Origin of the sequence: Paenibacillus sp. R14(2021), from assembly GCF_019431355.1 — a bacterium.
In the GTDB taxonomy this organism is placed as follows: domain Bacteria; phylum Bacillota; class Bacilli; order Paenibacillales; family Paenibacillaceae; genus Paenibacillus_Z.
This window is the reverse complement of record NZ_CP080269.1, coordinates 5,929,066-5,943,791: the sequence shown is the minus strand read 5'-3', so window position 1 is coordinate 5,943,791 and position 14,726 is coordinate 5,929,066. Positions and strand designations below refer to the sequence as shown.

11 protein-coding genes and 1 pseudogene are annotated in these 14,726 nt (G+C 57.5%); 1 reads left to right on the top strand and 11 read right to left on the bottom strand.

Going from position 1 to position 14,726, the window contains the following annotated elements:
- Positions 1–38 precede the first annotated feature (38 nt).
- From yqeH to KXU80_RS27495, 9 genes and pseudogenes are all read right to left on the bottom strand, one after another.
- On the bottom strand, positions 39–1,160 hold the full coding sequence (yqeH, locus tag KXU80_RS27535) for a ribosome biogenesis GTPase YqeH (protein ID WP_219836254.1): 1,122 nt from the start codon (positions 1,158–1,160) through the stop codon (positions 39–41).
- Positions 1,157–1,909 (bottom strand): YqeG family HAD IIIA-type phosphatase, encoded by a 753-nt coding sequence (locus tag KXU80_RS27530; protein ID WP_374987810.1) that lies wholly within the window; start codon positions 1,907–1,909, stop codon positions 1,157–1,159. The genes yqeH and KXU80_RS27530 overlap by 4 nt, the downstream gene beginning before the upstream one ends.
- Positions 1,910–2,340: 431 nt before the next feature.
- A pseudogene (locus tag KXU80_RS28590) lies at positions 2,341–2,724 on the bottom strand (transglutaminase family protein); the annotation flags it as partial.
- A 1,295-nt stretch (positions 2,725–4,019) separates the two neighbouring features.
- Positions 4,020–5,276, bottom strand: coding sequence for a DUF58 domain-containing protein (locus KXU80_RS27520; RefSeq protein WP_219836251.1), 1,257 nt, complete (start codon positions 5,274–5,276; stop codon positions 4,020–4,022).
- Between the two features lie 5 nt (positions 5,277–5,281).
- Positions 5,282–6,238, bottom strand: a complete 957-nt coding sequence (locus KXU80_RS27515) for an AAA family ATPase (protein ID WP_219836250.1) — start codon at positions 6,236–6,238, stop codon at positions 5,282–5,284.
- A 177-nt stretch (positions 6,239–6,415) separates the two neighbouring features.
- Positions 6,416–6,766 (bottom strand): stage V sporulation protein AE, encoded by a 351-nt coding sequence (gene spoVAE, locus KXU80_RS27510; RefSeq protein ID WP_219836249.1) that lies wholly within the window; start codon positions 6,764–6,766, stop codon positions 6,416–6,418.
- Between the two features lie 21 nt (positions 6,767–6,787).
- A complete protein-coding gene (gene spoVAD, locus KXU80_RS27505) occupies positions 6,788–7,804 on the bottom strand; it encodes a stage V sporulation protein AD (RefSeq protein WP_219836248.1) in 1,017 nt (338 codons plus the stop codon).
- 2 nt (positions 7,805–7,806) lie between these two features.
- Complete coding sequence (spoVAC, locus tag KXU80_RS27500) at positions 7,807–8,259, bottom strand: stage V sporulation protein AC (protein WP_219839276.1); 453 nt, start codon at positions 8,257–8,259, stop codon at positions 7,807–7,809.
- A gap of 368 nt (positions 8,260–8,627) precedes the next feature.
- Positions 8,628–9,746, bottom strand: coding sequence for a LacI family DNA-binding transcriptional regulator (locus tag KXU80_RS27495; RefSeq protein WP_219836247.1), 1,119 nt, complete (start codon positions 9,744–9,746; stop codon positions 8,628–8,630).
- A gap of 166 nt (positions 9,747–9,912) precedes the next feature.
- Between KXU80_RS27495 and KXU80_RS27490 the strand changes: the two genes are divergently transcribed.
- Positions 9,913–13,077 (top strand): alpha-amylase family protein, encoded by a 3,165-nt coding sequence (locus tag KXU80_RS27490; protein ID WP_219836246.1) that lies wholly within the window; start codon positions 9,913–9,915, stop codon positions 13,075–13,077.
- Positions 13,078–13,137: 60 nt separating this feature from the next.
- On the opposite strand, the gene KXU80_RS27485 is transcribed toward KXU80_RS27490, so the two are convergent.
- On the bottom strand, positions 13,138–13,713 hold the full coding sequence (locus tag KXU80_RS27485; RefSeq protein ID WP_219836245.1) for a nitroreductase family protein: 576 nt from the start codon (positions 13,711–13,713) through the stop codon (positions 13,138–13,140).
- A gap of 168 nt (positions 13,714–13,881) precedes the next feature.
- Positions 13,882–14,721: a sugar phosphate isomerase/epimerase family protein gene (locus tag KXU80_RS27480; protein ID WP_219836244.1), complete on the bottom strand. Its 840-nt coding sequence runs from the start codon at positions 14,719–14,721 to the stop codon at positions 13,882–13,884.
- Positions 14,722–14,726: the final 5 nt, after the last annotated feature.

The following is a 14,726-nucleotide window of genomic DNA, read 5'->3' as shown; positions in this document are numbered from 1 at the left end:
ACTCTCCCCCAAACCTCCATGAACCATCCATGCCCTGCTTAGATAAGCGCCTCGCGGGTTAGGACGCGAATGCCCTTGGGTACGTGCATGTCAATCAGAGCTCCGCTGGCGCCATTCACATGAATCCACCCCAAACCCGAGACGAAGATATCCGTGTCGGTGCCGCGGCGAATATTCAGCCGATGGCGTGTCCACGCAGGCATTTCTTCCAGCTGCTCCCGTGACGGCGGCGCAAGCATCTCGCCTTTATGTTCCGCGAACAGCTCGTCCGCCCGTTCCAGCTTCGTCCGATGCACCTGAAGCGCATTGGATACATAAAGCGAGAAGGATTGACGTTCCCCTTCGATAAAATCAAACCGCGCCAGCGCACCGAAAAACAGCGTCTGCCCTTCGTTCAATTGATAGACGAGCTGCTTAATCGGTTTGTCCGGCAGCAGCGCGCCCAGCACGTCGCGCGGAACGATTTCCGTCATCCGATGCATGTAGACGATGCCCGGCGTATCAATGATTTCCTTGCCGTCATCAAGCGGAATATGAACCGCGTCAAGCGTCGTTCCCGGGTAACGGGATGTCGTGAGCTCGCGTTCCAAGTCGCTGTAGTCATGGATTAACCTGTTAATAAGCGTAGACTTGCCCACATTCGTCGCCCCGACCACATATACATTCCGGTCGCCGCGATGTCTGCCGATTGATTCAATGACGCGCTCGAAGCCGATATTCCGCTTCGCCGAACAGAGGACGATATCCACGACCTTTAGGCCCTGCGCCTTGGTCTGCTTCTGCACCCAATTGAGCAGCCGGTTCGGGTTAATGCTCTTCGGCAGCAAATCGATCTTGTTCACGACAAGCAGCACGGGATTATTGCCGACGAACCGCTGGAGACCGGAAATCAAGCTGCCTTCAAAATCGAACAAATCCACGATATGCACGACAAGGCTGTTCGTGCCGGCAATGCCGCTCAGCAGCTTCAGGAAGTCGTCCTGATCAATGGCGACGGAGGCCGCTTCATTATAATTCTTAATGCGGAAGCACCGCTGGCAAACCGGCGGTTCTTTGGCTAGTGCCCCTTCCGGAATGTAACCGAGCTGGTCTACAGATTCGGTCTGCAGCTTTACGCCGCAGCCGGCGCAGGACCGGCCTTCTGCTTGCTGTTTCGTCATGACTTACGTTCCTCCTCGGGCCAGAGCCCTTTTTTCCTCAGACGAGACAGGGCGAGTTTCTCGAGCATCCGATTGAAACGGGTCATGATTCCTTCATCATTAGGCGCGATCGGGCTGACCAGAATGGTGAACAACCCCATTCGCCGTCCGCCGAGCACGTCCGTCATCATCTGGTCGCCGATGACGGCGGTCTTCTCCGCAGGCAGTCCAAGCTCAGCGAGCGCCCGGTTGAATGCCCGGTTCGCAGGCTTGCGCGCAGCATGTACGTACGGAATGTTCAGCGGCTTGGCGAATTTGGACACGCGCGTCTCGTTGTTGTTGGACACGATGACGACCTTGAAGCCCGAATCTCGCACATCGTCCAGCCATTGCGTAAGCTGCGGCGTTGCCAGAGGCACCTTTGCGCCGACAAGCGTATTATCGAGATCGGTAATGATTCCGATGATGCCCTGCTCTTTCAGGGCATTCAGATTGATATCATATATGGTATTGACGCGCATTTGCGGCAACAGCCGTTCAAACATAGTTTCGACTCCCCTGTTATCGCTATCACGCAAACTATACCATAACTTGCGAATTTGTTGCAAAAAAGCCGGCTCGATGCTTTCACATCTTCGCCGGCTGCAGCTTAACGCCCTAAATGCTCGCGGATTTGCTTCATCATGGCAGCTGCATGGTCCGCTTCCTGCTGGGATATCGCCTTGCTGCCGTACATAGCTTGCTCGAATGCATGCTGCACGATCCGGAATTGAGGCTGGAGCGCAGTCAATCGCGTCGACCAGCGTCCCATCGTTTCGCGCACCGTTTCATGGTCTTCAAAATCCAGTCCCTTCTTGCGGCAGTAACGCATCAGACGGTTCGTCTCATTGACGATTCGCGCATTTACGGAATCCGAGCCGCCGCGATAGCGCCAGAACACGGCCGTCAGCCTGCGATAATTCATCCCTGCCAAGAACAGAACAAGAATTCCGGCTGCTGCCCAGAACATCCAAGGCTGTAAATGGAACCCCTCGCTGCCTGGATCAACTTGAGTAAGAGGAGCATCGTCCGCAGCCCCCGTATCCGGCACCGTAACCGGCGCATCCTTCGGAAGCGAGTACGGATACGCAAATCCTGCCGTCGCTTCGAACGGGAGCCACCCATACCCATTGAAGTAGATTTCGACCCACGAATGCGCATCCGAGTTTCGGACCGTATACGTGCCTGCGCCATCGGGATTTCGATCGATCTCAGGCATGCCCTGAATCCGAAGCGCATCGGGATCGACGGGCAGCGATCCTGAGGAATAGCCTTTCACCCATCTTGCCGGAATCCCGATGGAGCGCGCCATGACCGCGAGCGATGTCGAGAAATAATCGCAATAGCCTTCCTTGATTTCAAATAGAAACGCATCAACGAAATCATTGCTTTCCTTCTGGTTTAAGTCCGGCGTATTCGTATAGCTGTAGTTCACCTGCAGATAAGTAACGAGCGCCTTCACCTTGTCATAAGGCGTCGCTTCATTCCGCGTCAGGTCTATGGCCAGCGTCTTAACGCGATCAGGCAATTCCTCAGGCAGCTGCATATACATCGGGTCGATCCCTTCAGCAGGCTGCACCGCGTCACCGGCACGCAGCCGCTTCTCGTCCAGCACCGGCACGTTCGACTCCACCGTATAGGTACTCGGATATCGAGGGACTGATTTCGCAAGACGAAGCTCCCACGAAAGCTGCAACCAGCTCAATGCCGGAAACGATGTCAAGCTGTTATTGATCGTATCCACCTTCGTAATCGGTCCAGCGCCGAATAAGACAGGAAATTTATCCTTACGCACCATTTCAATAGCTTGCTTCACGACTTCGACATTGGCTTCAGACGGCTGTCCGCCTGCTGGAAGCACCGAACCGTTAGCAATGCCAGTCAGCGCTTCTTCCTTCTTCTCATCAGGAGCCTCTACCCAGCCGCTGCCGCTGTAAAGCGCCTTGGTCTCACCGCGCCAATAGCTCTTCTTATTCGTCGTAACGGTCATAACCGGCGTGTAGTCGAACGTGAAGCCTCCGCCCAGCACGCTGTCGTTGCGGCCGTAGCCTGAGCGGGTATCGGCATCGCTCTTGGTCGAGGCAATTGTGATTGCCTTGTCTCCAAGCAGGGAAGTAATCGGCTCCCCGCGCGCTTCCTTCCAAGCCGTATAGGGGTCCGTCAGCACCGGCTTGATCGAGGGAACGAATAATCCGGCGCCCATCACAAGCGTAATGATGAGCAGAATCGGAAGAAACAAGCTGACGGGGTATTCCAGCAGCTGCGCCCAGTTCTCGGGATGGCGCTTCTTGAAGGCAGCGAAGTGGCTGACCACGAGCCACCCGAGGCCGATGAATACCAGCCATGCGATTTCGTCCCAAAGATAGAGCGGCGTAAGCATGGAGTCGGCCACTGTCAGCGAAAACACCGCACTGCCTATAAGAAGCATGATATAGATGCGTCTATGCCTCAGAAGAACGATCAGATGGAAAACCAGCCATACGCCTAGGCTGATCCAGAGAAACGGACTGAGCTGCGTAATTTGGTCGCTGATCCAATGCAGCCATTCGGAGGCAGACTTCCGATTTCCTTCGAATGGCATCCAGGCATAGCCCGAGTAAGCGACGTTCAGCACCAGCAGTATAATCAGCTGCACGGCGCCGGAGACGAGCTTGGACGGCAGGAGCAGATTCGCCGCAGCGGCAGCAAGCAGCACGCCGTTCACGATCGTAAACGTCTCGCTCCACCAATAGTCACCGAAGGAGCGGATCCATTGGTAGACAATCATCGAAGCAAAAATGGCGGATAGTTTCCGATAGGCTTCGGCAGTTATCCATCTTATTGCCGTCCGTCCAATAGCCGTCATACCCGGCCTCCTTCCAGCACGTCCGGCAGCTCCTGCAGGCTGCTAATACCATAGACGGCAAAGCCGCTGCGACGGAGCAGCCGCAGCCATTCGCCGGAGCGTATGTCGCTGACCTTGCCCTGCGCGCCTGCTTCGGCCTGCTTCAAGTGAATAAGCAGCGGCACAACGCCCGTCCGGTTCATCCATTCCATTGCACGAATCGTATCCTCGCCCGGCTGCGGGCTTACGATAATGACGAAGGTTCCTGCAGCCGCAAGAGCGCCGGACTGCCGAAGCGCGCGATACAGCGGCTGATCGCCGTCGGCCTGTACGCGGACGAGATGCTTCATCATCAGCTCGCGCTGTTCGGCGGAAGACTGCGGTGCATAGCCCTCGCTCTTCGAACCAACGGAAATCAAGCCAACCGCAGTCGAACGGCGAAAGCCGAATTCCAGCAGGGAAGCGGCCGTCGATACGGCAAGCTCAAACTGTTCCTTATTCGCGTATGCCCCGGAATAGCGGTCCAGCATAACGATCGTGCGCGGAAGCGATTCCCGTTCGAACTCTTTGGATTTCCATTGGCCCGTTTTGGCCGTAGCATTCCAGTGAATGCGGGACAAGCGGTCGCCATAAATATATTCGCGCACGCCGTTGATCTGCGTTGTTTCTTTCGCAGACTGGCGCGAGGCCGACGTGGAATACGGTCCCTTGGAGCCTCGCTTCAGCTGCTGCCAGTTCCGGATCGGCGCCGTTCGCGGATAGACGCTGAACGGAACCGAGGAACTAAAGGCACCGGTATGTTCGAACAAGCCGAAAATATCGCGGGTCGAGCATTCCGTTGCTTCAAAATGGTAGACTCCTCGTTCGAGCGGCGGCGTCATATAGGTTACATTCCCTGCCCGCCGGTAATTGGGCACGAACGAGGCTTCGAACGGAATCACGCTTCCGTTCTGACCGACGAGCCGGTCGCGGACCAGTACGTAAGGAATCGGCCAGACGCCTGGAATTTGCACGTCGATGTTCACTTCAAGCCGGGTTCCTGCGACGAGCGCCTGTTCCGTCAGCGAGCTTGCGCCGTTGTGCAGCCTCCGCTCGCCCGATACCTTCGCGATGCCGCTCCAGCGGCCGAATACCAAATAAATGAGCAGCACATTAAAGATACAGAAGAGCATAAAGGACGTTTTGCCGCCTTGAAACAGGACAAATAGCAGAGCGGATACATATAGAAAGCCGATCAGCCGCCACCTGTGCATCGCTGCTTTAGCCGTAAGCATGAGCGTTATCGCTCCATCCGAACGGGAACGTGCGTCTCACGTATGACCGTTTCGACGACCTGCTCCGTTGTCATGCCGTTCATCCTGGATTCCGTGTGAAGAATGATCCGATGAGCGAGCACGGTGGAAGCAAGCTGCTTGATATCATCTGGAATGACGTAGTCCCGCTCCTGCAAAAAAGCACTTGCTTTGGCGGCTGCCGTAAGCGAAATTGCCGCCCGCGGGCTGGCTCCCAGCTGAACGCCGCTGTGCGCGCGCGTCCCGCGGACGATGCGAATGATATAATCCGCAACCGCATCATCGAGATGGACGCGTTTCACTTCCTCCATCATTTGCGCTACCTGCTGGGCCGTAACGACGGGCTCCAGCAGCTCTGCCGGCGAAGTCGCATGCGGCGACGTGATCATCTGCCGCTCGGTTGCCGCATCGGGGTAGCCGAGCGAGATTTTCATCATGAAACGGTCAAGCTGCGCTTCGGGCAGCGTATAGGTGCCATCGAATTCGATCGGGTTCTGCGTTGCAATCAGGGTGAACGGAACCGGAAGCTCATAGGTATCGCCGTCGACCGTAACATGGCGCTCCTCCATCGCTTCCAGCAGCGCGGACTGCGTCTTCGTCGTGGCCCGGTTGATTTCGTCGACAAGGACAAGATTGGCCATGACTGGGCCAGGACGGAACATGAAGGTTTCATTCTTCGGATGGTAGATGGCAACGCCCGTAATGTCCGTTGGCAGCAGATCGGGGTTGCATTGAATACGGCGGAACTGACCGCCGATCGTTCGAGCCAGCGCTTTCACAAGCTGCGTCTTCCCCGTGCCGGGCACATCCTCGATCAAGACATGGCCGCCGGCCAGAAGCGCTGTCAGCATGCGTTCGATTTCGGCTGCCTTTCCCAGAATGCAGCTTTCCAAATTGCTGCGGATTTCTTTGGTCAACTGGTATTCCGCTGTGCGTGTATCCATGAACATTCCTCCCGGATGATGCTAGAAATAAGTGCGGATGCAGGTCCTATTATTTTACAAAATATACAACTTCCCGTATAGTCGCAGAAGCGCCAAAAAAAATTGGAGATTCCCACAGGGAACCTCCAATTTATGACGGTTGGATGACGCTCGGATTACATTTGGATATCGCTTGCATTACCCCTTCGGCCTGACGGCAAGCGCCGCGAGGAAAGAGAAAATAATCGCCGCCGATATGCCGGCGCTGGTGATGTCGAAGATTCCCGTAATGATCCCGATCCATCCATCGCGATTCAGCTCCGTGATGGCGCCGTGCACCAGCGCGTTGCCGAAGCTAGTGATGGGAACCGTAGCTCCTGCTCCGGCAAAGCTGATCAGAGGATCATACCAGCCAATGCCGTCCACGATGGCTCCGATGACGACCAAGACGGCCATCGTATGTGCCGGCGTCAGCTTCACCACATCGAACATCAGCTGCCCGATGAGGCAAATTCCGCCGCCGACTATAAAGGCCCACAAATAAATCATGCTGCTCCGCTCCTTTGGCGTTTAATTGTGCACTGGACTTTCGATCGCGACCGCATGCGCGATGCAGGGAATGGATTCGCCTTGCTGATACGATAATGGCGACAGCAGCGCCCCCGTGGCGCAGACGAGAATACGTTTCAGCTCGCCCTTCTGCAGCCGCTTCAGAAGGTGGCCGTACGTCACGACGGCGGAACAGCCGCAGCCGCTTCCTCCTGCCTGCACCTTCTGCTTCTTCACGTCGTACACCATCAGCCCGCAGTCGCCGAACACCGTATCCTCCATGGGCACGCCGTCCCTTGCCAGCAAGTCCTTCGCGATGCCATGGCCGACAGTCGCGAGGTCACCCGTCACGATCAGATCATAGTCCTTCGGCTGGCGCCCCGTATCGTTGAAATGCGCCTGCAGCGTGTCCACCGCCGCCGGAGCCATCGCCGCACCCATGTTAAACGGGTCCGTAATGCCCAGATCCACGATACGGCCGATCGTCGCGCATTCGACGATCGGCCCTGCGCCGTTCGCCGCCACAACCGCGGCGCCGGCGCCGGTTACGGTATACTGTGCCGTAGGCGGCTTCTGCGAGCCGTATTCCGTCGGATACCGGAACTGCTTCTCGGCCGTGCAATTATGGCTGCACGTTCCTGCCAGCACGTAATCGCCCGAGCCGGAATTCACAATCAAGGACGCAATCGCCAGTGACTCCATGGAGGTCGAGCACGCGCCGAAAACCCCCAGATAGGGAGCACCGATCGTTCTCGCAGCGAAGCTGTTGCTAATGATTTGGTTCATCAGATCGCCGCCGACGTAGAACTGGAGCTGCTGCTTGTTTACCTTTGCGGATTGCAGCGCCATGTCGGAGGCTTGCTCCAGCAGCAGCCGCTCCGCTTTCTCCCAGCTCTTCTGCTGCATATCCAGCTCGGGATGGACGAGATCGAATTCCGCCGCAAGCGGCCCTTCGCCTTCATCCGGACCGACAACGGTAGCTGCGCCGATGATGACGGGACGTTGGTCGAACCACCAGGTTTGTTTGCCGCGCAGCATGATCAGTGCCCTCCGATTCCGAAGATGAGATAGACCAAGCCCACGAAAAACGCCGCAACGACGCCAAACACGATTACTGAGCCCGCCAGCTTGAACATATTGGCCCCAACGCCGAGCACAAGACCCTCGCTGCGGTGCTCAAGCGCTGCAGAGCACATGGAATTCGCGAAGCCCGTGACAGGCACTGCCGTACCCGCTCCCGCCCACTGGGCGATCTTATCGTAGACGCCTAAGCAGGTCAGAATAACCGAGAGCAGGATGAGCACCGCGACGGTGGGATTCCCAGCTGCCTGCTTGGACATATGCAAACCATAAATAAACACTTCGGAAATGGCTTGTCCGACGACGCAAATTGCTCCGCCGACCACAAACGCCCGAATGCAGTTCATCAGAATCGAGCGGGAAGGCTCTCGCTGTTTGGCAAAGTTTTGATATTCCTTGGGCGACATAGCCATCTTCTTGTATTTGTTCTGTCCTGCGTTCTTTGTTGCGATGATCGTGCCCTCCTTATAAACGTCCTTATAGAAGTATGTGTCAATCCGGATATCCTTATGCCGAAAATGGAAGCCGTCTGCGCTGTGACGAAACAAAAAACCCCCGGCTCCGCGCGGCGGTGCTGAAGGTTTAGCCTCATTAGAATAGGGCGACGAACAACAGAACGACTAGCAGGACATAGAGCACAAGCGCGAGCAGCATGATCATGAAGCGCAAGTCGCGTTCCAGTTGCATGAATGGAAACTCCTCTCGGCCAGGTATAGGCTTCTGATGTATCCTATGCGGGCGAATGCGGAAGCGCGACATGTCCAGCGGTTTATGCCCTGCTCTAACCCGATTTGCGGACGAGCAGACGAGCGGAGAGAATGATCTTCTCCGGCTGGGCCTCAGGCTGCCGGGCTCTGCGGATGAATGCTTCAACGGCGCGGATGCCGAGCCATTCCTTCGCCAAATCGACTGTCGTGAGCGGAACGGACGCCTCCATGCCGGGTGCCGTATTGTCGATGCCGACAACACGGATGCCAGGATGCAGGCCGCGCGCCGCCAGCACCTGCAGCGCATGAAGCGCGATATCGTCATTCGCGCAGATAATGCCGTCCGGCAGGCTGCCTTCCGCGGAAGCGGCCTCAATTCGCCGCTCCAGAGCCGGCTGCCACGTCCGCACCGGCATATTACCGTAAGGCAGGGTCCACTTCTTCAACTGCAGTGCTCTCGGATCGCCTGCTGCGCCTCTGCCGGCATAGACGAAGGTGGGCATCGCTCCCGTATCTGCAGACGTCTGAGAACGCCGGGGTTCCTTCGCTTCCTCCATCGCCTGCCGGCAGCCCCACCAACGCTCCCGAAAACTAACCGCGAAGCTGTCGCGTCCTGCGAATACTAGTGACCGGCAGCCCTTTGACAGCAGATGGCGGCAGGCCATCCGGCCGGCTTCCGTATTGGCATTCAGCACGGCGTCCGCGCCGGTAAGGGGCTCTTCGTGATCGGCCAGAACCATTGGCAGGCCGAAATGTTTCAGCTGCAGAAGCGTGCTCAGCGGGCAGCTGCCGGCAATGAGGAAGCCTGCCCCGTCTGCCGCCGCGTCTTCAATGCCAAGCTGCGCCGGGAAATCCGCTGCCGAATAGGCATGCTGACCGAATGCGAAGAAATGCGGAGCAAGGCCGTGCAGTCGACAGCCGGCTTCCAGTCCTTCGATGACGCGCTGCCAGAAATTTGGTTCTTTGACATGCCGCTCGTCCAGACCGATATAGAGCTTCTTCGTATCGTTTGGCGATAATCGAGCGTCTGCCGGCGATGTCTTCAAGCCGTAGCCCAGAGCTGCGGCAAGCGCCGTCACCTCCCGGCGTGTCGCCTCGCTGACGCCGGGCTTGCCCGAAAGCGCCTGCGAGACCGTATATTTGGATACACCAAGCCGATCCGCAAGCTGCTGCATGGATATTTTTTGTGCCATTTGGACGCTTCTCCGTTTCGAAGGGATTGAGGGGAAATCGTGTTGACATTTCTCTAGTTTACCTCTAAAGTGGGCCGCGGATAAAGAGTCGATTCACCTAACAAACCTAACAAAAACAAGAAGCATGACATCGAAATCATTCCTAATTCGAGAGGCAGTGGCGATTATGAGCCGTTTGGTTCTGTTTTATGACGAAAGCTTTCCTTATGCGGGCGAACGCCCGAATCCGGTCGCGCTTGCAAGGCTCAAAGAAAATTTCCGCATTGTCGATGCATCCGAGCTCGAGGAAGCGCTGAACGGAGGCGCGGCCGCTTATGTCCATCTGCATGGCCCGTACTTCCCGAAATCGGCGTGGCCGGCCATTCTGGCACATGTCAGCCAAGGCAAAGGGCTTCTTGCCGCAGGCGGCGCCCCCTTCAAGACGCCGGTTACGGGTTCGACAGGAAGCTGGACGGCTGAGCCTGACCAAACCGCTTATCATCAGCAGCTGCATATTCATGAGGCGCTTCCTGTCGGTGTCGATGGCATCGCCAGCTTGAGGCATCACCGCGATATTCCGATCTTCGAAGGCTATGAAGCCCTCTTCGAGATTGAGCCGACTTACGGTCTCGTCCTGCACGTATCGCGAACCGACGATTGCCCAGGGGAGCTTGGCTCGAGCGGCCCGATCGATGCGCACATCTACCCGCTTCTTAAAGGCATCAGCGGCGACGGCTTGGCCCGCGAACGTTCGGCGCCCGCCGTGCTGCTCGAGCATACGAAAGGCCCGTTCGGCGGAAGCCGGATGATCTTCATCAACCAGCCGATTCGTTCCGGCTTCTGGTCCGGCAGCGGCGCAGAGGCACTTGCCGCATGGGCGGATTTTACGGCGAAAGGCGTTACGGAATTATGGCTGAAGCCCAATTACGGCTCTTACGAGCTTGGCGAGCTTCCGGTTCTGATGCTGCAAGGCCAACAGCTGCTGCAGTCGCGCACGGAGCGCATCAGCGCATCGACCGCGGCATGGAGCTTCAAGCTGCGTGTACTGAAGGCCAACCACAGCACGGTGAACGAGCCCGAGCCATTGTTCAACTACGATAACGGCGAATTTACGCAGGTATGGAGTACGGAAGCAGTTCTTGAGATCGGCCGCGAGCTGGTCATTCAGCGGATCGTCACACCGCTGGACGCGGAAGCAGGCTTCTATGCGGTGGAATGCGAAGCCGTGTCTCCTTCGGGCGAGCGCCGTCTGCTTCGCCAAGGCTTCTGGGGAATGGACCGCGAGCTGCTGCAGGCCGGCGAGATGATCTCGTGCGACCGCGACTATTTCCGCAAGAACGGCAGGCCGCTGCCGATCGTCGGCATGACGTACATGACGAGCGACGTCGCGCGCAAATTCCTGTTTCTGCCGAACGCAGCCGTATGGGACCGGGACATGGCGCAGATGAAACGTGCGGGTATCAACTCCATCCGCACAGGTGTATGGACGGCTTGGCGCAGCGTCATGTTTGTCGACGGCCATCCTTACGAGGAAGTGCTTCGCGCAATCGACGCGTTCTTCTTAACCGCGAAGCGCTATGACCTAGAGGTGACATTCAATTTCTTCGCCTTCACACCGGAGACGTGGCAGGGGGTCAACCCTTATCTCGATCCGCGCAGCGTAGAAGCGCAGAAACGGTTCATCACTGCCGTCGTCTCCCGTCACAAGGATTCGGCGCATGTACACTGGGATCTGATCAACGAGCCGTCGATGTTCGATCCCAAACGGATCTTCAGCGGCCCGCGCTCCGCGCAGGACGGTTTCGAGAAAGCCGCCTATATCGAATGGCTGCGGAAGCGTCATGGTTCGATTACGCTGCTGCAGGAGCGCTGGAACATGACGCCGGCGGAGCTGCCTTCCTTCGAAGCTGTCACGCTGCCTGAAGCAAGCGACATCAACTTTAATACGACCGAAATGCTCGCGAAACGCGGTGGTACTTGGCTCGACTACACGCTCTTCACGATGGACATGCACAACCGCTGGGCATCGCAGCTGATCGATACGATCCGCTCCATTCAACCGAAGCAGCTCGTAACGGTCGGTCAAGACGAAGGTCTTGGCGGTCAACGTCCTTCTCCGTTCTTCTACGCGGAAGAAGTCGACTATACGACCGTTCACTCCTGGTGGAAAATGGACGATCTCGTCTGGGACGGCGTCTTCACGAAAGCGCCGGATAAGCCGAATCTCATTCAGGAGACCGGTATCATGTACGTGGAAACGCCGGACGGCCGCGCGAAACGAAGCGAAGAAGAGCTGCGCAACATTCTCGAGCGCAAGTACGCTTACGCCTTCTCGACTGGTGGCGCAGGTGCGGTCCAGTGGATATGGAATATCAACTTCTATATGAACAATGTCAATGAATCCAACATCGGCGCGCTTCGCGCAGATGGCACGGAGAAGCCGGAAGCAGCCGTATCGTATGACTTCGGCTCCTTCATGGCCGAGATCCGCGACCTGTTCGAGGACAGGAAGCTGGAAGAAGTCGCCGTTATTTTCCCGTATTCCAACGACTTCTCCAACCGGAAGCTCGCGTTCGCTGCTACTACACGCGCCATTCGCACGCTGTCGTACACGATGAACGTGCATGCCTTCGGACTGGGCGAATATCAGCTGGATGCACTCGCGGCTACGAAGCCAAAGCTTATTATCGTGCCAAGCGCGCATAATTTCAGCGGCGCGGCACTTGAAGCGTTGACGACACATGTGAAGACGCATGGCGGGACGCTGCTCTTCACTGGCCCGCTGGGGCTTGACGAGTACTGGCGTCCGGCACAGCGCCAAGCGGATGCGCTTGGCCTTGGCGCCGTAGGCAATCTGCTCCGCGAGGAGCTCCTAGAGCTCGGCGGCAGGCTCCTGCCCGTCTCTTTCGGCGGTACGCGCATTGCGGACAGCTGCAAAGGCTTGCCGGCAAACGGAGCCAAAGGCCCTGCAGAGCTGGCGGAAATCGCGCTCGGCGCAGGCCGCCTGCTCTACTGCCCGCTTCCGCTTGAGCTTAACGAACGGCTGGAGCCGCTGCAAGCCGTCTATGAAGCCGCGCTCTCGCAAGCCGGCGTTGAATCGGAGCTGGAGTGGCTGCTCGCCGGCGACCTGCCAGGCGTATACGGGCGCAAGCTGTCCTTCGCAGCCGGCTCGCTCTATATCTTCGTCTCGGAATTCGGCTGCGATGCCGCGGTTGAAGTCCGCGATCCGAAGACCGGCACGGGCTATGCCTTCGACCTTCCGCAGGAGCGAACCGTTATGTTCGCCGCCGATGCCGACGGCAAACTGCTGGCAGTCTACCGTCCGCAGGAAGTCAGCATCACCGTGAAATAAGGCAAGTAAACGCAAAAAGAGGCGAGCATGCGGATCAACCGCTGCTCGCCTCTTTCTCGTTTAGTTGTCGATCCAGGTCGTCTTCGAAGCCGCCGGCGCCCGTCTCGCTGCAGGCGTCTCCATATCGGGTACGCCAAGATAGATGAAGCCCAGCATCTTGTCCTGCGGCCGCAAGCCGAAGCAATCGTTCATGATCGGATTGTAGCAAGGCTCGCCGCTGCGCCAAATAGCGCCGAGTCCTAGGGCGTGGATAGCCAGCAGCATATTCTGAATGGCCGCATTCACCGCGCCGTATTCCTCCAGCTCGATCACGTCGCGTCTATCCGACGGTACAACAGCTGCGCCAATGATGACCGGCGCGCGGTGCGCTTTTTTCATCGCGCCTTCGAGCCTCGCTTCCCTTTCTGCCGGGATCGCGTCTTCTGGTTCATTCGCTATCGCGATGGCACCGAGCGCCTCGCCAAGCTTGTTTCGTCCATCGCCCGTCAAGACGAAGAACCGCCATGGCTCCGTCAATCGATGGTTCGGCGCCCAAACGCCGGCCTCCAAAATTTGCTCGATCGTCTCTTTGGCGATCGGCTCCTGCGTAACTTTCCCCATGCTTCTTCTTGTGTGAATCGCTGTTATGACGTCCATGCGTTTCCCCTACCTTGATTCGGATTCCTTGTTCTAATTGTAGCATAGATGGAAGCAAATTTTGATCGGCACCTGACGTTCTTCTGCAAATTCATGCCTCGCGAAAAAATCCCGTTCAACCCGCTTGCCGCAGATTGAAACGGGATCACGCTGAATCGAGAGATTAGGCTAAGCCAAACCTGCCGCTCTATACACCTTGTCGAAGCCGGCTTTGGAACGAGCCAGTAGCTCCGTTGGCGAAGCTGACGGCGCTTCGGCCGTCAAAATCTCCTGCGATACGGAGCCTTTATAGCCAATGGCGCTCAGGGCACGGAGGAATCCGGCCAGGTCAATGACCCCTTCGCCCGGATAAATTCTTCCGTTGTCGCGCGCATCCTCGACAGGCACGTCCGGCGCATCGTTGATGTGCACGTGAACGAGCCGATCCGGCGTCAACGCTTCGATGTCCGCAACGGTATGGCCGTTCGTGTACCAGTGATACGAGTCGAACAGGAGGCCGACATTCGGCTCGCCGATGGCGTCGATCCAATCCAGCGTCTCGTGCATCGTCCACAGGAACGGGTTGGCCCATGCCGTGCGCAGATGATGCGGGCCGACGAACTCAAGACCGAGACGAATACCGTAAGCGCCGAGAATTTGCGCGCAGATACGGAGCCTGCGGGTTGCCAGCACCATAAAATGCGCGGCCTTGTAATCCGTCGCAGGCAGTACGTAAGTGCAGCAAACTTGACAGCCAAGCGCCGCCGCTGCAGCCGCTTCCTCGGACAGCCGTGCCAAGCCGGCACGGAACGACTCGTCCGTCGTACGCCAGTCCACCGACAAGCCGAACGCACCCATGGTGATGTTATGGCGAGCCAGCAGCTCGCGCGCTCCGTCCACGCCGTTACGGTCGATCAGCCCTTTGGCATCAATGTCGACCGTTTGAAAACCGTATTCATGGGCGAGTGCAATGAATTGCTCGTCGCTGCCGATATTGCCGAGTCCGGCATGGGAAAGTCCTCTTAACATAAGTT

What these genes read in the sequence shown, in the direction of transcription:
- yqeH (WP_219836254.1), bottom strand. Translation starts at nt 1,160, where the DNA reads ATGACGAAACAGCAAGCAGAAGGCCGGTCCTGCGCCGGCTGCGGCGTA.
- KXU80_RS27520 (WP_219836251.1), bottom strand. Translation starts at nt 5,276, where the DNA reads ATGCTTACGGCTAAAGCAGCGATGCACAGGTGGCGGCTGATCGGCTTT.
- KXU80_RS27515 (WP_219836250.1), bottom strand. Translation starts at nt 6,238, where the DNA reads ATGGATACACGCACAGCGGAATACCAGTTGACCAAAGAAATCCGCAGC.
- spoVAE (WP_219836249.1), bottom strand. Translation starts at nt 6,766, where the DNA reads ATGATTTATTTGTGGGCCTTTATAGTCGGCGGCGGAATTTGCCTCATC.
- spoVAD (WP_219836248.1), bottom strand. Translation starts at nt 7,804, where the DNA reads ATGCTGCGCGGCAAACAAACCTGGTGGTTCGACCAACGTCCCGTCATC.
- spoVAC (WP_219839276.1), bottom strand. Translation starts at nt 8,259, where the DNA reads ATGGCTATGTCGCCCAAGGAATATCAAAACTTTGCCAAACAGCGAGAG.
- KXU80_RS27495 (WP_219836247.1), bottom strand. Translation starts at nt 9,746, where the DNA reads ATGGCACAAAAAATATCCATGCAGCAGCTTGCGGATCGGCTTGGTGTA.
- KXU80_RS27490 (WP_219836246.1), top strand. Translation starts at nt 9,913, where the DNA reads ATGAGCCGTTTGGTTCTGTTTTATGACGAAAGCTTTCCTTATGCGGGC.
- KXU80_RS27485 (WP_219836245.1), bottom strand. Translation starts at nt 13,713, where the DNA reads ATGGACGTCATAACAGCGATTCACACAAGAAGAAGCATGGGGAAAGTT.
- KXU80_RS27480 (WP_219836244.1), bottom strand. Translation starts at nt 14,721, where the DNA reads ATGTTAAGAGGACTTTCCCATGCCGGACTCGGCAATATCGGCAGCGAC.